This window comes from Paenibacillus sp. FSL K6-1330, from assembly GCF_037976825.1.
Classification (GTDB): Bacteria; Bacillota; Bacilli; order Paenibacillales; family Paenibacillaceae; genus Paenibacillus_AQ.
The window spans coordinates 5,202,475-5,222,095 of the sequence record NZ_CP150269.1; the positions used below are offsets into that span (position 1 = coordinate 5,202,475).

Sequence of the window (19,621 nt, forward strand, 5' to 3'; positions counted from 1 at the left end):
GTATACTTCAAAATGATGATTTTCGCCATTTTAAAACACTGAAACCGCCCGTCACTGCGCTTTTTTCGTCTCGATCGCATGCTGGCTTCGGAACTGTGCCGGGGAGATCTGGTAGTGCTTTTTAAACAGCGTATAAAAATAGGTCGTATTCAGAATGCCCACCTGCTCGCTGATCGATTGAACCGACTCCTCGGTGCTTGCGAGGAGCTCTCGGGCCTTTTCCAGTCGAACGGCATTCAGGTAATCGTTGAACGACAGCTCGCAATGCGCCTTGAAGAGCTTGCCGACATAGCTGCGGGACAGCTTCACCTCGCCCGCGACCTGCTCGAGCGACATATCCGGCCTTGCATAATGCTTGCGTACGTACATCTGGATAAAATCAACCACCTCCGCATGCCGGACCGCTCCCGATTCCTCGGACAGGCTGCAGAGCCTAAGGGCAAGATCCTTCAGGGCATCCGCGGTTTCCTGCAGCGTCTGAAAACGGGTAATCCGCCGGGTAAAGTCAAGGAAGAGATCCGCGCTTTCCCGATTTTTCACCGTATGGACATTGAGCTGCTTGTACAGGCCCCCGATGAACTGGTTGATGAAAAACATGACTTCATGATAGTTGTAATCGCGAATTTCCTTAATCCACTGATCGATTTCCTTCTCTAATTTATCCCGCTGCTGCAGCTTGATGGCCTCGATGATGCGCTTCTCCCGCTTGTCCGGATACTGCGCCTCGGTATGCTCCGACTCCGCGGCGATGACCGGATCGCCATGGAACATCCTGCCCTTGCCTGCGAAGAAGCGCTGCTGGAAGCAGGACTGCGCGCAATCGAACGATTCGCGCAGCTCCTCGTACGTCTGCGCGGCAGTTCCGATGCCGACGGTGACGGACACGCGGAGCGTGCGGAGCATCTCGCCCTGCAGCTCCTCCAGCATGCCCAATACATGGAGCGGAAGCCGGCTCTGCTTCATGGGGAGAATGATCGCAATGGTCCCGTCCCCCACCGTTGCCACGCTCGCTCCCTCCGGTTCCAGCATCTGCTGGGCCGCCTGGGCGACGGCTGCGCAGGTATAGGACTGCAGCTCCTCGTCCTCGCCCCCGGGCGAGCCGTCAAAGCTGTCGAGCAAAAGGACAGCCGCCAAGAAATAGGGCCCCTTGCCTTCCCGGGCCAAACGGCGGAATGCCGTCTCGTCGCCGCCTTTCAGCAGCTGCAGCACGTGCGCCTGCCTGGCGACGGAAGCCTCGGACTCCATCGACTTCATTTTCTCCGTCATTTCGGCATAGGTTGTATCCAATATGGCAAATTCGTTGATTTGCCGCCGGTTTTCCTTCATTTTCGGTATGGCGCTCATTTTCTCCAGCAGGTGGCGGATCGGGTTGTACGCATGATGCGTCAGCCAGATCGACAAGAACATGCTGACGACGAAGCATGCCAAAGCGAGAACCAGCGCCGACGTCCGGAGGGCCTGCATGTTGAACAGCAGATTTTGATATTGGCTTACGCTGATAAACGTCCAGTTCATATCCCTGGATTTGACGTAGGTAACGAGGCTTTTGCGGCCGTCGATAGAGCGGGTGAAGTAACCGCTTTCCGTCTCCGTTCCCAGAATGGACTGGACATAGGATTCCTGCGATACATCCTCCATGAACCGGGACCGATCCGAATGGGTGATGATGGTCCCCTTGTCGTCAATGACGTGCAGCGAATCCACCGCTTCGTTGCGGTAGCCTCCGATCAGATCCTGGATGGTGTCGGTGCTCATATTGATCACGATCGCGCCCTTGGAGCTTAACGGCGAATAATAGCTCGGAAGGAGGACGAAAGTAAGGACATCTTCGCTCCGGTTCGCCGAAGTGGCGGAAGAAATCTTGCGCGGAAACAGGTGAAAATAAGATGTATTCTTGCTGTTGATCTCCTCCAGCAGCGCCTTCTCCTGCTCCTTGGTAATCCCCTTCGTATTCAGATACGTGTTATTCGAGCCGTTATAGATCCCGATTGAATGGATGAACGGATAGGTGGACTGAACTCGGTTAAGGGTGCCGAACACGCCATACTGTTTCACCGGATCGGCCTCTTTGTCCAAAAGGGCATTCACGATCTCCTTGTCGCTGAGCAAAAGGTTGCCCACGTTATACACCTGGTCGCGGATGACGCTGGATACAGCGCTGTTCTGCTTCAGCATCGACTCGGATATTTTCCCTACCTCCTTCGCGGTGCTCCAGGAGAACATCATGTACAGGACGACGGTTACGAGGGCAATCATCGCTGCCGTGAGCAAAACAAAGCTGAGAAACATATTTCGATACACTGCATAACGGAATAATCGCTGCCGGATCATATTCTCCCTCCTTATCATTCGGTCTGTATAGTCAACTGAGATCTTATCATTCATGAAAATTACTAACATTATATGTAATATACATGTTAATTTAATAGGGTTGCCTAGCCATCCGATCGCTTGGAACGGATCGATATTTTATTCTCATCTTACATTTGCTCAGGGCATACATCAATATGAAAACGCATTCTTTATTTTCCTCCCCAAACTCCCCTTCATAGACTTCATCGGCTAAACCCCTTATAAAACCAAGCTTTTCCGGTTATTATTCAATCCTGGCGACACTGTGCGAAATACTCAAATTCGAAGTTTTTGCCGTTTTTTAAAGCAGGCGTTCCCCCTTTCAATCCGCTCAAACTCCATTTTCATAGTTTACTGCACGCGGCAACTCTCTTTACACTCGAATCAGAACTGCTACGCTTGCAGCCCCCATCACTTACGAAAGGACGTGCCTACCTATGAAAAAAAGCCGCTCCGGCTTCCTGCGCGAAATCCGTTCGAACGGATCCGCCTATCTGCTCGTCGTACCGGCTGCCATCTATACGCTGGTCTTCGGCTATTTCACGCTTCCGTACATGCTCATTGCGTTTCAGAAATTCAACTTCAAGACAGGACTCTTCAATTCCGCCTGGGTCGGCTTTGACAATTTCAAGTTCTTCTTCTCGTCGCCCCGGGCGTGGGAGGTCACCTTCAACACCTTGAAGCTCAATTTTCTATTCATCATCGTCGGCACGCTCGGAGCCATGGCGCTGGCCATTCTGTTCAATGAACTGCGCAGCCGCTGGTTCTCGAGGGTGACGCAATCCACCATTCTGTTCCCGCATTTCTTGTCATGGGTCATCGTCAGCTACATCATCTATAGCTTGCTGTCGACCGATTACGGCATCCTGAACCGGATCCTGGCGTTCTTCCATATTGATCCCGTCAACTGGTACGCCTCGCCACAGTACTGGACGTGGATCCTTACGACCGCGGCGGTCTGGAAGGACCTCGGGATGAACCTCGTCATCTATCTGGCGGCCATTACGGGGATTGATGACAGTTATTACGAAGCCGGCCGGATCGACGGCGCTACCCGCTGGCAGCTCATCCGCCATATCACCATTCCGCTCATGCTGCCGACCATATCCATCCTGACCCTGCTGGCCTTGGGCAAAATCATGTACGGCAGCTTCGACATGATCTATGCCATCGTGAAGGACAACGGACTGCTGTATCCGACCGTCGACGTTATTGACACGTATGTGTTCCGTTCCCTTCGCACCATCGGGAATCCGGCACAGGCCATGGCCGTCGGACTGTATCAATCCGTGGTCGGCTTTATTCTCGTATGGGGCAGCAACAAAATCGTGAAGAAGGTGAATCCGGACCATGCCTTGTTCTAAAGCAAGCCGGAATCATTCGGAAGGGAGCGAAATCTAGATGACGTCCAGACCTAAATTTTTCGACGCCGTAAACACCGCGCTGATCGGCATCATCTCCATTCTCTGCATCCTGCCGATGCTGCTTGTGCTCATGGTGTCCTTTACCGACGAAGCCAGCATTAAGCAATTCGGCTACCAGCTGTTCCCGAGCGAGCTGTCGCTGGATGCCTACAAGCTGCTCCTGTTCGGCAGCACGCCGCTGTACCGGAGTTACATGATCTCGATCATCGTGACGGTCGTCGGCACGATCCTTGCGGTCACCATCACGTCCATGGCCGGATATACGCTGGCCGCCAAGCACATCCGTTACCGCAACGGGCTCGGATTGTTCTTTTTCATTACCATGGTGTTTAACACGGGCCTGGTGCCCTGGTATCTGATCAACCTGAATCTCGGCATGAACAACACCATCTGGGCACTGATCATACCGTCCCTGGTGTTCAACCCGTTCAACCTGTTTCTCGTGCGCAACTACATGTCCCAAATTCCGCCATCCCTTACGGAGGCGGCCAAGATCGACGGCGCAAGCGATTTCTATATCGCGTTCCGGATCTACTTCCCGCTGTGCATGCCCGTCCTTGCAACGATCACGCTGTTCTACGGCATTGCCTACTGGAACAACTGGTTCAACGCCATCATGCTGGTGGACAACGAGAAGCTGTATCCCCTTCAGTATCTGCTGTTTAAGCTGAACTCCGAGATCAGCATGATCCAACAAATGCAGAGCAGCGGAGCCATTCTCGGCACCCAGACGCTTCCTCAGGAATCGGTGAAGATGGCCACCGCCATTCTCACGATCGGCCCGGTGGTGCTGTTCTATCCGTTCCTGCAGCGATATTTTATTAAAGGGCTGTTGATTGGCTCTTTGAAGGAGTAAGAGGTTTTATCCACATGCCATGGTCTTTGGAAAAAAACTGTGAATCAGCTTTAACCGAAATCAAAGAGGCTAACCGCTCACACGGTTAGCCTCTTTTTTATATGATGGATGTCTTTATGGATACAAAGTCTGCCGCTTCGGATGGAGCATCGTCAACGGGGGTGTTAGCATGACCCTGATGTTGTGCATTGGGTCAGTAACGGTAATCCGCTCTTTGAAGAACAGGAAGAATGCTAAAACGCTCGGCTTTTAACTTCTCCTTGATAAGCCAATGCATCCTGGGCCCTTAACCGCTGAACTTCGCTCAGCTCCGACAACTCGGCCCATTTATACTCAGAGTGCTCCGAACTAAGGATAATTTCCTCATGAAGAGGGATCGAACAGCGGAATATGCCGACCTGTGCGTTGATATGACTGTGATAATAAAATCCGGTCAAAACCGCATCATGTAGGGTGATGCCCAGTTCTTCGCGGCATTCGCGGAAAATGGCTCCATGGATCGTTTCGCCGGGGTCGACCCCGCCTCCGGGCAAACTCCATCCCTTGTTCCCATAGGTCCGTTTTAATAAGAGCAGCTTGCCGTCGGCGTTCGATATGATGGCATGCACACCAAATCTGTACGTATCATGAAAGCTCAAATTCCATCCTCCCATCCTGACATATACTATATCCGTTAACGCAAGCCATCCTTCATTTCCTCCAACATAATTCCCCACCATGAAGAGGAACGGACGGCAGCAGGATCCATGTCTTTTAGCTCCCGCATCATTTGTTCGAAGGCTGTCTTCCACACGCGTTCTGCCTGCAAGGCGTCTGGACGGGTTCCCGGCTTGATCTCCCCTCTCCTAAACTTCTCAAGTTTCAGGCGAGATTGTTCTGCCGTCATGATCATGGGAGGTGGATCGGGCTGCAAGCGCTCCGACTGCTGTTGGAATAGGAACACCCGGTCCATAAATGCAAGCAGGCTCTCGACGGAGGCGTTCATGTAGGTCGGTTTCTGTGTACCGCCTTCCGTTACTGCCCAAATCTCCCCTGTATCCGTTTGGATCGCGACATGCAGCCCTTCGCTCCAGATCTCCCTTCCGATCGCGATATAGTCGCCATGAACATCCTGTAGCGGTAACGCTTGGTGAAACAGAAGACCCAAAGGAGGCTCTTGTAGCTCAAAGTTCGGCATTCCCCAATGCACGAGCATTTCCGCCGTCTTCTGGGGCATTCCCAGGCGATCCAAGCTTTCCCTCGTATAAGACAGCACTCCGTGATCGTACAACGTGTGAAATTGCTGCTCCACTCTATCCCTCCCCTAAAATTCTAAACTGGTACGCAGTCATTAGCATATGATGATGAAATGGTCTACAGATATTCGCCGAAATAAAACTGCAGCGCTTCCCGGGAATACCCATCGCTTCCTTGCCACTCCGACATCGAGAAGAAATCATCGTCCCTCCTCGGACGCGTGCGGGGCGTATCCTTCGGAACCAGCACGCCGGCATATCCCCAAACTTCCATGAGCACGTCTCGTTCATGCTTGCTTGAAGGCAGAATATCCTTCCATCGCTTCTCCAAGTGACGTGGGCTTTCTTGTTCGGTACAGTCTTCAACGGCTTCAATCAGGCCCCGCAGGATGCCGATATCTTCATCACCCACCGTTAAGGTCTCCTCATGGCTCAACAGCTCCAGATCGAGCCAGCAGTAGAGCAGCTGATTCAAACGGATACCTCCCCATTTGACCCGTTCGAAATTCAGCACGTTCAAGTCGGTATTCACATAATCCCGGTCAGACTGAATCCCGGCGTGATTGCAATCCCCGCAGCTGCTGTAATTCGGCACGGCCGAGCACCGTTCTTCGTACGTATGAAGTGGCAGGCGCGAGGTCAGCGCCCAGCTGGAGAGCGCGCTTCGCAAATGCACCTGTTTCGTAGACAAGCTGTGCAGAAAAGCAGCCGCAACCTTTTCTTTTGTTACGCTCTGATGCAGGCTTTGCAGCCGCTGGATCAGCTCATCATGGCCGATGGTGATGGGATCGAACATCAGCCCCATGCTTTTCGCGTATTCAAAATCCTCCCCAGCAAATGGCATTGGGTTGTTCTTCCAGCCGCTGGATGACCAGAACGTTTGCAATAATATCTTTTTTGCCTTTTTTTCCACAGCTTCTCACTTCCCATTTTTTTCTTGCTCCTATCATATCAAAATAAGCAAAACATTTATTTGAATCCTTCGATAATTTCATTTATTTGTTTAATATGTCTTTGTTCATGCAAGTACAGTGATTTAACCCATTCAATTAATAACATCTCTTTAAAGACAGGGTGGGTGAAATGTCTTCTGCTTAGCACGGACGGGTCTTCTAATGAATGGAGCAGTTCCATTAGCTTCTCTCTTGAATGATGCAGTTTCTCGACAATTTCTTGATATTCTATAATTTCATCGGTTGGTTTAGCAATGTCAGGAGCTTCTAACTTTCTACTTCTGTCAAGCAGAAATTCCAAAGGTTTATTCTCAATAATTGAATCTTCCTTGCCCTTCAATCCTCTTTTAATAGCAACCACATACAATTCTTCTGTCTTATATAGATGTTGACATACCTGACTGATACTCCAACTGTTTGAATCATGCCGCCTGTTCAGCTGATCTCCGTTCAATCCATTGAGGATTGTAAGCAATACCTCCCTTGTTTCCTTTAATCTCTGATTGATTTCTTGAAGTTCCAGGGTAAACACTCCCTTCCAATGGTTTTTAAGATGCCGTTCCTTTTCCGGATTGCTGACGATCTTCATTTCTAAAATAGTCAATATAAAATGCCCCAGCCCTAGATAGCTGTTATCTTAGGCTGGAGCATGATCTGTCTGCTACTTCCATGATTATACATCTGATAGCCGAGGCGTGTAAGCCCTGCGTGACAAATATGGTAACAAAAAAATTGTTTCTTCCCGCTGCAAATCCATTATAGGAGGTCTTTCAGTTTTACAAATATAACGGTTGGACGGGCATTTGAGAACAACGAATCAAGCATGGAAAGCCTGCGGCACATTACCTTGCGCTAGGCTGGCTTCCGATTTATTTAGGAACATATTTTATTTTGAGCAAAATCGAAGCCAGGGCAAGGATCGCAAACACGATTCCGCTCCAGATTAACTGATGGATACCCGCAACGGCTATCAACCAGCCCCCTACCGTGGTGCCAAGTGTAATGCCCAGGTTGGAAAACGATACAAACAAGCTGTTGCCAAACGCCGGTGCATCTTCAGTCACCGTTGTCAGCCATGTTTGGCTGACGATTAATCCTCCGGAATGGACCATCCCCCATAAAACCACAACGATCATAGCCGGAATCCAGTATGGCGCCAGGCTGTACAGCAGTACGTAAACCGCAATATACAGGATAGGGAACAGCATCACGGTCACCCGTATGTTTTTTTGCAGCATGGCGCCAAAAACGAAATTGCCGAAAATCATGATGATTCCAAAACCCATCAGCATCACACTGATCACCGATCCGTTCATAGGTGTAACCTGGCTGAGGTATTCCGCAAAATAACTGTACACCGAAAACATCGCCGCAAAAATAAAAATGACCGACGTTATATTTAACCACAATGCGGGTTTCCGCAATATCCCCAGCTGTTTGCCGAATGACATTTTGTTCTTAACCGGCATGGACGGGAGCCAGACCAATATACCAGCAAAGGCAATCGCGCTAACAGCCGCTCCAAACAAAAATGCGGTTTCCAGTGAAACCTTTTCCGCCAGGTAAGAAGTCAAAGGCACACCAAATGCAAATCCGACGGTAATCCCGGCAAATACCTTCGTGACCGCTTTACTGCTCTTCTCAGGTGGAACCAGCTGGGCCGCAGTGACCAAAGCCACGGAAAAAAAGACCGGATGAAAGCAGGCCGGAATGATCCGGAACGCCAGCATCACTTCGAATTTCGATGTCATGGCGTACACGATATTGGACACCGCAAACATGAATACTGCGATAAGAAGAATCACCTTCCGGTTGATACCGGATGCCAATAATGTCAGAAAGGGCCCCGAGATGGCGACCACAAGGGCAAACACACTGACGAGCGTACCCGCCTGTGATGCCGTGATATTAAATTTCCGGGCCACTTGGGGCAGAACGCCAACGATACCCATTTCTGTCGTAATAATGCCAAAAACACCTAAAGCCAACATGATAATAAGTAAAGGGTTCACTTGTTTCTGTCTCAAAGAAATGATGCTCCTATTCTGTCATTCGTATTTTCATATCTGTATATGTAGATATGTTAGTCCGCAGTTTCACCATCTATATTCAATTATATATCTATATATCTAGATGGATTTAAACAAAAAAACACCTCCTTATAGTTTGTTTTGAATATACTCGGAAAATTCCTTGATGGTCTGTTCATTCCGGCGATAATAGGTCCACTTTCCGATACGCTCGGACTCAAGCAGTCCCGCTCTTTGAAGTGTCAGCAGATAATTGGAAATGACGGATTGCGCCAGCCCGCTCTTCTTTTGAATATCGGCTACACAAATTCCGGTCCGGAAGCTGATGCCGTATTCCATATATTTCTTCTCCTCAAAATGATGCTCCGGGTTTTTCAGCCAATCCATGATTTGACAACGGGTCTCATTGGATAACGCTTTGTAAATTAAAATAGGTTCCATACAGATCATTATATCTATTTATATAGATTTGTAAATGTTTTTTTGAATACTGGTCACTGGATTAAATAGATAATCTAGAGTAAAAGACTTTCTAGACAAAGGATTGCCAAGTTCCAAAGAGTGCATCGAGGAAATCTACTGACATTACAAATATACAGAACAAAAACAGACACGCTGAATAGTGTGTCTGTTTTTTCTTTTTCGGATAAATTCATTTGGAAACGAAGGTTTGATGTTGGTAATAGCTGTGCGACTCAGCTGAAATCAATGATGATTGATTGGATTGATTAATGTATAAATGGAATATTTATACATTACCTCATCACTTTAGCAAGCTCCGTGAAAATAACCCCGAGCGCGTGTGCGCCCGCATCCGGGTATCCGATGCTGCGTTCGCCTACCGTGCCCGCTCTACCCATTCGGGCAACGATGTCTGCCGTCTTCTGCGCTCCGAGCACCGCCGCTTCAGCCGCCTTAATCGCTGCTGGCTTCATCTCTTCACCTTGCTCTGCACTCTGCGTCCAGGAATCCGCGAACGGGACGAGTGCGTCGATCAATGTCTTGTCGCCGACGACAGCTCCTCTTCCGAACGATCTTTCGCCCGTATCCTGGATTCCTTTCACAACGGCCTGCATCATATCCGCGACCTCTTGAACGGACAATTCCTGCTTCTGACCGGCAGATTTACTCGCTGCACGGAATGCGGATCCCCAGATCGGTCCGGAAGCCCCGCCGCAATGCTCCATGATGATCAACGAGCAGGCGTCGAGGAAATCGCCGATATCGCTGAGATGGTGGGTCAGAATATCGTCCCACTCCGCCTTGAGCTGCTTGAAACCCTTGGCGACACTCATGCCGAAATCGCCGTCTCCGGCATGGGCGTCGAGCTCGCAAAACGGCACCTCGTTCTCGATGATGACCTCGCTCATTTGATCGATCAGATATACGATATTTTGCAAGGATAGCCGGTTGTTCTTAATCACCGCAGCGTCAGCATCCGTATTGTTTTTATACGAAACTGCCCTCTCTGACTTCTCTTCTTGAATAACCTCGGTATAGTTCACGGGCTCAAAAGATCCCTTAACCGACAGTGCCGGCGTATCGCACGGCGCAGACAGCCACTTCTTAAGCGTCTCGTCCAGCTTCATGATTGTCACCGATGCGCCTGCCATATCGATGCTGGTCATATAGTTGCCGACGAATACTTTGAATACCCGCTTGTTTCGGGACGCTAATTCGCGCATCACCGAATTGTTCAGCAAGTACAGCTCCTGCAGCGGCGTGCCGCCAAACCCATTGATTAATACGGCAACTTCGTTCTCTGCAGAATCATTCATCTGCAAGTTGTCCAGCAAAGATGTGACCATCCGCTGCGCCAGCTCATCTGCAGGAACAACGTTCTCCCTGCGGATTCCCGGTTCGCCGTGAATGCCGACGCCGTATTCCATCTCGTTATCTTCGATATGAAACGTCGGAGTTCCCTTGGCGGGCACGGTGCAAGAGGTAAACGCAAAGCCGATGCTGCGAACATGGTTAATCGCATGCTGCGCCGCTTCTTTCACATCCGGCAGGGACAGTCCCGCTTCTGCGGCTGCTCCGGCTACCTTATGAACGAGCACCGTTCCGGCAACTCCTCTTCTCCCTACCGTATAGAGACTGTCTTCAACGGCGATGTCATCGTCGACCTTCACATAATCCACTTGGATACCGTCCTCGCTCGCAAGGTGGGCCGCATTTTTGAAGTTCATGATGTCGCCGCTGTAATTTTTGATAATAAGCAGCGTTCCCTTATTACTCGCAGAGCTGCGGATCGCTTGATACACCTGGATTTGGGACGGGGAAGCAAACACATCGCCGCACACGGCCGCATCCAGCATGCCACTTCCAACGAATCCGGCATGAGCTGGTTCGTGGCCGCTTCCGCCGCCGCTGATCAGTGTAACTTTATCTTGGTTGATCTCTTTTTTGGAAATCACTTTGAATTTAGGGCTGAACGCTAACTCAGGATGCGCCAGCACAAGCCCATTGCACATTTCCCGAACCAAGGTTTCCGGTTTATTCATGATTTTCTTCATCTTATAACTCCTTACTTAATTTGTATTGACGACCCAACTGGTCAGCGGCCATAATCGCGGATGCTACCGCTTCCTCCGAAATCGGGAATGGCATCGAATGGATGGATTCCTCGGCAATACATGCCTTCTTGGCCACTTCAAGCAGCTCCTCGTAGGTCACACGCTCTACGCCGATATCCTCCAGGCATACAGGAAGACCGATCGACAGGCAGAAGTCCAGCACTTCCTTCATTTCGTCCCGGTCGGCATTCTCAAGCACCAATTGAGCAATCGTACTAAAGGCTACCTTCTCGCCGTGATAATAATGATGCGTTCCTTCAAGAGCCGTCAAGCCATTGTGAATCGCGTGAATCGCTGCCAAACCGCCGCTCTCGAAGCCTAGTCCCGATAACAGAATATTCGTCTCGACGATATTCTCCAAGGCTGGCGTCACAATATTTTGATCACAGGCCAGTTTTGCTCTGTACCCGTTCTCAAGCAGTGTTTCATAACATAGCTTGGCAAGTCCCAGCGCTGTAATCGTCCCTTTGGCGTCACCGCATACGCCTTCGCGAACACCGCACGGCAGACCGGCATTGACATTGGAGTAAGATTGAGCCGTCGCTCTTGCTTCGAAATAGGTAGAGAGCGCATCCCCCATACCAGCAACAAGGAATCTAGTCGGCGCTTTGGCAATAACCGTCGTATCAATCATGACGACACTAGGACTTTGTTTGAAATAAGCATAATCATCGAATTCGCCTTCCGGAGTATAGAGTACCGCCGAATGGCTTGTCGGTGCATCGGTTGCCGCAATTGTCGGGACAACAATCAGGGCCTCACCTTCGGCTACGCATTTTGCCGTATCAATCGCTTTGCCTCCCCCGAGGCCAATCGTGCAGGCACATTGATGCTCCTTCGCCAAAGCTTGCAATCTGGCAACCTCCTGCCGGGAGCATTCCCCACGGAAGCCGCTTTCAACTAGCGTTATATTAAATTTCAGTTTCGTTGACTCCAGCTTGTCTTTCACCCGTGCAACATCATCGGGATGGGCAATCAGCAGAGCGGATTCACCGAATGTCTTCACAAAATAACCTAAATTCAACAGTTCGTTCTCACCTTGCACATATTTTGTCGGACTGATAAACGCTCTTCTCATGTTCATTCCTCCTAAGTAAACTATACTTATTATTATAGGTTGTACTTAATCGGGAAGCATGAAACAATGAGATCGGAATAAAGCGTTTTCTTATCGTATTTTTTTGTCATCTCTATGGAAAATTGTATTATCTTGTTCTTCAGTAGAAGCATTCGCTATAATATTCAGTAGAGTTTCTATAACTTTTCATAGGAGAATGTTGTCATGTCCAAATCCCGATATGATTTAGAAGAAATCATTGATTTGGAGAAATGGGAGAAGCTGCAGGATTCCTTATCGCTCGTGACCCAAATGGCGATCCTTACGGTCGATTACAAGGGCGTTCCCGTCACCAAGCACAGCTATTGTCAGCCTTTCTGCCAAGGCGTGCGCCAGGATTCCCATCTCTCTCCATATTGTCAAAAATGCGACGCGCGTGCCGGCATTGAAGCGGTTCGCCAAAACAAGCCATACATCTATTTATGCCATTTCAACATCATCGATATCGCCATCCCGATCATTATTGATAACCAATATCTTGGTGCGATCATGGCGGGACAGCTCAAGCTCCGAGAATCTGACGCGCCGATGCTGGAACAGATCGTATCTCGGCCGCCCAATGTGGAGTCAAACCGGAAGTTTAAGGAACTCGAAGGGGATTACGATGCACTACCCGTCTTATCCTATGATGAGGTGACGAAATGCGTGGATCTGCTGCTGCAATTAAGCACCTATATCGTGGAGGAAGCGATTCAGAAGCATACCACGATCGATTTATACAAAAAAGTGCTCACGTCCAACATGGATGCGCCAGCTTCCATGGAAGGTTATAACGAGTCGGATCGTGCGGTCCGCAGCATCCAATCCATGCAACAGGAGCTCTCAGGAGCACTGATCGATACCAAATTGAAGAATGGCGCTGGGCGGTTCGTCTCATCGAATGCCGTGCTTCAGCCTGCGTTTGACTACATTTTTACGCACAAGCATGAGAATTTCACCCTGAAGGAAATGGCCAAGCTTTGCCATATTAGTCCCAGCTATTTCAGCCGCATATTTACGAAAGAAACGGGAGAGAATTTCTCCGCCTTCATCGCCCGACTCAAGATTGAATGGGCCAAGCAGCTGTTGGAGTCCACCGATTCGCCGATCCATCAAGTGAGTGATGATTTGGGCTTCTGCGATACGGGCTATTTTATCAAAACATTTAAAAAGTTCGAGCACCTCACCCCGGCCGTGTACCGGAACATGTATGCCGGGCTATCGGCTAAGTGATCGGTTTACCAACCGATTATTACAAGTAAACCCCTTCGTTCATGAACGAAAGGGTTTTTGCACATCAACCATAATAATCGAATACAATTTTAAATCTTCATGTGACCCTTTAACCCAAATCGCTTTTCTTAATAAACCTTCATAGGACATGCCGGCCTTTTCCATCACTCTGGCTGACCCTACGTTTAATGGGTGACAACTGGCTTATTTATATTTTTGTTAAACAGAAATCCATTATTAATTTATATTTCGATCTCCTGCATTTTCACCATAACTTTCTTGACCCTGCCATCCATATCCGTTCCCCCAAACTTTGGAAGCTTGAGTTCGCCTACAATCTTCCCATCGCGCATAAACATAATGCGCTCCGTCCGTGCCGCAACTTGTGCATCGTGAGTGACAAGCATGACCGCAGTACCGTCTGCATTGATTTCAGAGAATATGTCCATCGTTTCCTGAGCGGATATGGAATTGAGTGCGCCCGTAGGCTCGTCGCCGAAAATAATGCTCGGGTTGTTCATCAGCGCCCGGCATATCCCCGCACGCTGAAGCTGACCACCCGAAACCTGGGTGATGCTGCGTTTTTCAAGCTCTGCAATGCCTACCCTTTTCATAAGCTCTCTTGCCTTCACCGTAATGTTCGCGGCGTTTTTTCGGTTATCCCGCATGGATGGAAGAATGATATTGTCGAGGATATTCAAATTTTTCAGCATCGTCGGCTGTTGGAACACAAAACCCATTTTGGTTCTGCGCATATCTGCAAGCTCATTCTCCCCAAGCGTCGATAAATCCTTACCCTCAAAAACGACTTTTCCGCCATTCACGCCATCCGTCCCGCTCAGTGCAAACAATAGCGTTGATTTCCCCGAGCCTGATGGTCCCATAACAGCTACGAACTCGCCCTCGTGAATATAGGCGGACACCCCGTCCAGAACATTGTGCTGTTCGCCGCCTTCACCGAAAGATTTTACGATATCATCACCGATAATCATCTTTTTCATCTGCCTACTCCTTTATATTTTCGGATATTGTTATTTGTCCTGCGCCCGATGTGCCGATCATGGTAGCGATTAGTATCGAGGCTATCATCATAAGCGGGCTGTACAGATACGCCGAAAGCGGATTGACCGCAAAATGAAACGCCGACGCTCCAAACGAAGAGATAACCGCACCCGCAAGCATTTCTCCGAGCGTGTTTGCCAGAAGGGTTCCGAGAACAATGCCGACAATCAGAACAAATACAGAACGCGAAGCATATTGCACCTTAATGTCCGTGTTCGTAAATCCGAGAGCTTTCATAACGGCAATGGAATATCGGTCCTTAGCAACAAGCATTTTCATAAACAACAGGGTAATCAGTACCGATAATATCAGCGCAACAGCCATTGCGGCGTGTGAGGCCTTCTTGACGGAATTTATGGTTGAGCCAAATGTCTGTGCAACAAATTCATCAATGTCTGAAATCTTGGCAAAATCAAACCTGTCCGCGTAGTCCGAAATCCTGGCGTCGACAAGAGATTTATCCGAAAGTTCAGCGAAGATCATGCTCCACATCATATCCGCCGAATTGTCGGTGAATACCGCCTTTGCGGTCTTGCCGCCGTTGGTAATGTCTGAGTATATTCCGCTTACCGTTAGTTCCTTCTCCTGTCCCTCTATCACCAGCGTAATGCCATCACCGGCCTTTTTGCTCAGCTCATCCGCGTTCAAAACCGACAGTGCAATTTCATTCTCTGCGGCAGGTGCTCTGCCTTTGGAATAGGCAATTGGGAATATGGAATGGTCGCCGAGTTCGATTTTTATGTTTTCCTCAGAACCGTCTTCTGTTTTGATGTTAAATGCTTTTGTTGTAAGGACGGCAACCTTGGATATGGCACGGTCGCTGCCCATCGCATTTCGTAGTTCAGCCGTTTTCTCTGAAATGTTATCGGTCTGCTGTATGTCAGCACGTATATCATAGTTTCCGATCCCCATATATTGGATGAAGCTTGTAGAGGAGATGGTGTTGTACAAATTCTGTGGAACAATCAAGATAAATGCTGCAATCACCAACACCGTTAGGCTTGTAGCATAAAGCTTTTTCCTTGCGAGAACATCTTGGATACCGAGGAAAACATTCGTATTCAACAACCTGTTTCCACTTAGATTAAAACCTTTGGCGCCTGTGTTTTTCTCCTGTGAAGTGCCAAAGCGTATGGCTTCTGCGGCGGATATCTTTCGAAAACGTTTCAACACTGTGTTTACATAGGCGATGATGGCAAGGAATACAAGCAGCATGCCGATGATTCCGAACAACAAAGCATAAGCGGAATTTTCGCTTCCCCCCATATACAGCCTTATATTTTCAAGAAGCATGCCTTGGAACATAACCGACAGTGCAAAACCGAGCATACTACCCACCCCGGCAATCGCTGCGTATTTCGTAAGATACATCTTCTTTATGTCGGAAACACGCAGCCCTATTGCCTTCATAACCCCAATCTCGCGATAATCTTCTTCGATTTTCGCCAGGAGCGTAAATCGTATGCACATCAATGCGATGGCCACAACAAGCGCGCTCACAAGAAGTATAACCGCGATCATCAACCCATCGGAAAGTGCATTCATCATTTTAAAAAGCTTATATGTAACGGTTGGTCCGTTTCCTTCAAGTCCTGCGGAGGCATAAGCCGTTTCAAATGAACCGAGCTCAGATAAATCCTTTAATCTAAACTCAATCAGATACTCCATGCTGCCGAGGCCCTTGATTTCCGCGTAATCATGTTCATGTACAAGAAATCTCTTGGATGAAGAGAGTGTAGAATTCATCTGCGAATCCCGGAGGAATCCCGCAACGATAAACTCCTTCCCACTAATGAACGCCTGATCACCGACCTTGGTGGTGCCATCCTTCATATAGCTTACTGGAACATATAACTCGCCGATGGCGGGTTTAATGATGTTACCGTCGAGATCAAGAAGATAATCGAATTTTTGGCTCTGCATGCTAAATCCGTTATCCTGGACACTATTCGCAAGCGAATGTTCGCCTAATCGTATCCGCGCACCGTCCATATTGAGAAATTCTATCACTTGTACATCATCCACATTGCTATGCTGCTCCGCAAAAGCCGAAAGCCGCGCAGTATCTATTTCACCGGAATGCATCTGCATAAAATGCGGGGTTTTAGCTTGCGTCATCAATGTGTTGAGCGCACCCGAGAGATTGACGACGAGGATCGCCGCGAGCGAAACAAGCATTGCCGCAGCAGCGACAAATACCATAGTTGTTAGTGTAGTGGCTTTGCTTTTTAAAAGATCATTGCGGATTATTCTGGAGTACATAAGACACCTCTGTTTTCAAGCATTTTAACCGACTTTAATTTATACAGAATGACCGAAGTTACACATAACAGCATTCCGGCGATGATAATGAGAAATCCCATCCCTCTGCCGAGTCCCGTACCGATGATTTTTCCCACACTGTCAGAAAGCACGCCACCTTCAACTAACAAAGGGGTGAACACATAATCCGCCAAAACACCCGAAAGGGCATAAGCCACTACAAATCCAAGCTGGGAAAGGATTCCGATCAGTGCCCAAGCTCTGCCTTGAACGGAATTATCAATGTTGGTACGAACTAGAAAATCCAGGCTTGTGTTGGCAAACGGAAGCATTGCAAAAAACAGAAATCCCGAAACACAGATCAAGGCAATATGTTCTCGAAATCCGAACGCCATCATAAACACGCCTACACCAAACAAAGAAATCGAAAGAATGTTCACATAACCCTTTTGAATGGGAAGAAATCCTATAATGACACTGGATACGAGCATTCCCGAAGCGATAATGGTTTCTATCATCCCTACGACGGAGCTGCTTGTAAACGTCAGCAGCATGGGAATGGAGAGTGTTTCAATAACTCCAAGGTAAAATGTCAGCACCGATGTCATAATCACAAGAACAAGCACACCTCTGTTAGTAGAGACAGCGTTCCAACCGGCTTTGATTTCGTGGATGAACGATTGCGTGTGTTCGTATGTCTTGGAGACGAGGCCCCTGCGGACGGCAAGCGTAGTTGCAACGGTGACAAAAAAAGTGCAAATGTCGATGACAAGCAGCAGCTTTATATCCGTAACGGTGAGCAAAAATCCCGCAAGGATCGGCGAAATCAGAAATTTTGCCGATCCTGCCACCTGGACAAAACCGCTTGCCCTCGTATACTGCTCCTCGGTCAGCAAATCCGTAACCGTAGCCTTGTATGCGGGGTCAAGCAGCGATGAAAACACCGAGCTTATGGTAACTCCCACACAAATTTGCCATAGCTGTGCTTCTCCGCGAAGCATGCATATGAGGATGAATACAAGACCGATCGCAGAAAGACTATCGCCTAGCACCATTAACAGTCTGCGGTCATAGCGGTCCGCAAGCACTCCGGCAAATGCGCTTAAGAGTAACGACGGCATGAACGCAAGCAAGGTTACAAGCGCCATGGCCGAAGCCTTTCCCGTCTGTTGGAAAACATAAATCCCAAGCCCGAACGATGTGAGCCCGTTTCCTATGGTTGAAATAAGCTGTCCCGACCACAGTAGGAGAAATTTCTTGAAAGACTTCTCTGGTTTATTCATGGCTGCTCTCGTCTCCTCCACCAAACATCTGCATGACGTCCATCAGACTTCCGCTTGCTGCACCGAGCAGCCTTTCTACGTTACAAACAAAGGCCAGCATTCGTGAACCGCGCTCCTCATTCGTCAAGGTAATCATATCGTCATCAAAAACGGTATTCGCATAGATCACAACCATTTCCATGCATTCATACGGAAACGGTGTGCTGAACATTCCCTGCTCAATGCCTTCGAGGATGATTGCTGTCAGGATCGGCGGAAGGCCGTTGATGATGACCTTTTGTATTTTTTGATGCATCAGCGCGTTCTGCGGCTTGTGAATATGCTCCATAATTTCCTTGCTGCTTCCGCCGCTTAAGTTCATTGCCATCACAACGCGGATAATGCGTTCGACTACGGGTATCGTCTTGTCGGCCGCAATGACCTGTGCCGCATCCAGAAGACCGTCACTATACCGATCAATCAACGCATCCATAATATCCTCCTTCGACTTGAAGTGATGATACAAGGTTCCCCGTGCAATACCGACCTTTTCAAGAATATCGTTTGTACTTGTGCCGTCAAAACCCTTCTGACCAAAGAGTTCATCCGCGGCGTCGAGGATTTCGTTCCTGCGTTCTTCCGCTTTTTTTACAACTCTCATTGTTACACCTCCTTCACACCGACCGACTGACTGTCGGTTATAGAATAACAGGTTTCCTGATATTGTCAAGATATTGTTAGCTGAAAAACAAAAGCAGCCCATCCTCTATTGAGGAATGAGCCACTTTTAGTTGTTCATTTCATCTTATTACTGTCTTATTACGAGGATGTCTTGAGGCGGTCTGGCGGTGCTTTGGATTTGGGATATTTCAGCGTCTGTAAGATTCCGTCCTACAACAATGAACGAAGATGTTACATTGTTAAAGTTAAAATTCCCTAAGTTCGCTACGTTTTGGCTGCCGCGGAACACACGGAACGATCCCTGAAAGTTAATTCTCGAAAATAATACAAGCGTTATTTCAGAGCTCTGCACAACATTTCGGAGTCGGAAACTCGAGAGAATATTGTCAAACCGAAACGCACCCAGATCACGGACCGCAACGCCTCCTCGTCTGAAGAGAATCCGACGAACGGAAAAATTAGTGCCTGACCAAAGCGCAAGACGTATATCACTGTTTGCCATCTATATCACTCCTTGTATGAGAATGATATAGTATATTACTTGAGTAATAGAAAGGTGAAAGACAAAAACACCTGAATAATCGTTTGTTTTTCGGATT

General features: G+C 48.5%; 17 protein-coding genes and 1 pseudogene. 3 read left to right on the plus strand and 15 right to left on the minus strand.

From position 1 onward, the window contains the following. Window positions 1–51: 51 nt before the first annotated feature. Window positions 52–2,331: a helix-turn-helix domain-containing protein gene (locus NYE54_RS23640; RefSeq protein ID WP_339266615.1), complete on the minus strand. Its 2,280-nt coding sequence runs from the start codon at window positions 2,329–2,331 to the stop codon at window positions 52–54. A gap of 458 nt (window positions 2,332–2,789) precedes the next feature. Between NYE54_RS23640 and NYE54_RS23645 the strand changes: the two genes are divergently transcribed. Both NYE54_RS23645 and NYE54_RS23650 read left to right on the plus strand, forming a co-directional pair. Then, complete coding sequence (locus tag NYE54_RS23645; protein WP_215155509.1) at window positions 2,790–3,716, plus strand: ABC transporter permease subunit; 927 nt, start codon at window positions 2,790–2,792, stop codon at window positions 3,714–3,716. Window positions 3,717–3,753: 37 nt separating this feature from the next. Continuing rightward, entirely contained in the window at window positions 3,754–4,632 is an 879-nt protein-coding gene (locus NYE54_RS23650) for a carbohydrate ABC transporter permease (protein WP_339266618.1), read from the plus strand. Window positions 4,633–4,865: 233 nt separating this feature from the next. On the opposite strand, the gene NYE54_RS23655 is transcribed toward NYE54_RS23650, so the two are convergent. The 8 genes from NYE54_RS23655 to NYE54_RS23690 all read right to left on the minus strand — a co-directional run bounded on the left by NYE54_RS23655 (window position 4,866) and on the right by NYE54_RS23690 (window position 12,504). Further along, window positions 4,866–5,270 (minus strand): NUDIX domain-containing protein, encoded by a 405-nt coding sequence (locus NYE54_RS23655; protein ID WP_339266619.1) that lies wholly within the window; start codon window positions 5,268–5,270, stop codon window positions 4,866–4,868. Window positions 5,271–5,305: 35 nt separating this feature from the next. After that, on the minus strand, window positions 5,306–5,923 hold the full coding sequence (locus tag NYE54_RS23660) for an SUKH-4 family immunity protein (protein ID WP_339266620.1): 618 nt from the start codon (window positions 5,921–5,923) through the stop codon (window positions 5,306–5,308). Window positions 5,924–5,985: 62 nt separating this feature from the next. Then, a complete protein-coding gene (locus NYE54_RS23665) occupies window positions 5,986–6,780 on the minus strand; it encodes a hypothetical protein (RefSeq protein WP_339266622.1) in 795 nt (264 codons plus the stop codon). A 56-nt stretch (window positions 6,781–6,836) separates the two neighbouring features. After that, entirely contained in the window at window positions 6,837–7,343 is a 507-nt protein-coding gene (locus tag NYE54_RS23670) for a DinB family protein (protein WP_339273633.1), read from the minus strand. A 346-nt stretch (window positions 7,344–7,689) separates the two neighbouring features. Further along, the gene (locus NYE54_RS23675; RefSeq protein WP_339273635.1) at window positions 7,690–8,811 is read right to left on the minus strand and encodes an MFS transporter; all 1,122 of its coding nucleotides are present in this window, start codon (window positions 8,809–8,811) and stop codon (window positions 7,690–7,692) included. A gap of 168 nt (window positions 8,812–8,979) precedes the next feature. Beyond that, complete coding sequence (locus NYE54_RS23680; protein ID WP_076325855.1) at window positions 8,980–9,291, minus strand: metalloregulator ArsR/SmtB family transcription factor; 312 nt, start codon at window positions 9,289–9,291, stop codon at window positions 8,980–8,982. A 314-nt stretch (window positions 9,292–9,605) separates the two neighbouring features. Further along, complete coding sequence (dhaK, locus tag NYE54_RS23685; protein WP_339266623.1) at window positions 9,606–11,366, minus strand: dihydroxyacetone kinase subunit DhaK; 1,761 nt, start codon at window positions 11,364–11,366, stop codon at window positions 9,606–9,608. 1 nt (window position 11,367) lies between these two features. Then, window positions 11,368–12,504, minus strand: coding sequence for a glycerol dehydrogenase (locus tag NYE54_RS23690; RefSeq protein WP_339266625.1), 1,137 nt, complete (start codon window positions 12,502–12,504; stop codon window positions 11,368–11,370). A 204-nt stretch (window positions 12,505–12,708) separates the two neighbouring features. On the opposite strand from NYE54_RS23690, the gene NYE54_RS23695 reads away from it, so the two are divergent. Then, on the plus strand, window positions 12,709–13,755 hold the full coding sequence (locus NYE54_RS23695; RefSeq protein WP_339266627.1) for a PocR ligand-binding domain-containing protein: 1,047 nt from the start codon (window positions 12,709–12,711) through the stop codon (window positions 13,753–13,755). Window positions 13,756–13,794: 39 nt separating this feature from the next. Here the strand turns inward: NYE54_RS23695 and NYE54_RS23700 are convergent. The 6 genes and pseudogenes from NYE54_RS23700 to NYE54_RS23725 form a co-directional block, all read right to left on the minus strand. Beyond that, window positions 13,795–13,941: pseudogene (locus NYE54_RS23700) on the minus strand (GNAT family protein); the annotation flags it as partial. A gap of 56 nt (window positions 13,942–13,997) precedes the next feature. Then, complete coding sequence (locus NYE54_RS23705) at window positions 13,998–14,756, minus strand: ABC transporter ATP-binding protein (protein ID WP_339266628.1); 759 nt, start codon at window positions 14,754–14,756, stop codon at window positions 13,998–14,000. A 4-nt stretch (window positions 14,757–14,760) separates the two neighbouring features. After that, the gene (locus tag NYE54_RS23710) at window positions 14,761–17,079 is read right to left on the minus strand and encodes an ABC transporter permease (protein ID WP_339266630.1); all 2,319 of its coding nucleotides are present in this window, start codon (window positions 17,077–17,079) and stop codon (window positions 14,761–14,763) included. Next, entirely contained in the window at window positions 17,064–18,362 is a 1,299-nt protein-coding gene (locus NYE54_RS23715) for an MFS transporter (protein WP_339266631.1), read from the minus strand. The genes NYE54_RS23710 and NYE54_RS23715 overlap by 16 nt, the downstream gene beginning before the upstream one ends. Further along, the gene (locus tag NYE54_RS23720) at window positions 18,355–19,002 is read right to left on the minus strand and encodes a TetR/AcrR family transcriptional regulator (protein ID WP_339266633.1); all 648 of its coding nucleotides are present in this window, start codon (window positions 19,000–19,002) and stop codon (window positions 18,355–18,357) included. The genes NYE54_RS23715 and NYE54_RS23720 overlap by 8 nt, the downstream gene beginning before the upstream one ends. Window positions 19,003–19,149: 147 nt before the next feature. Next, window positions 19,150–19,524: a hypothetical protein gene (locus tag NYE54_RS23725; protein WP_215155536.1), complete on the minus strand. Its 375-nt coding sequence runs from the start codon at window positions 19,522–19,524 to the stop codon at window positions 19,150–19,152. Window positions 19,525–19,621: the final 97 nt, after the last annotated feature.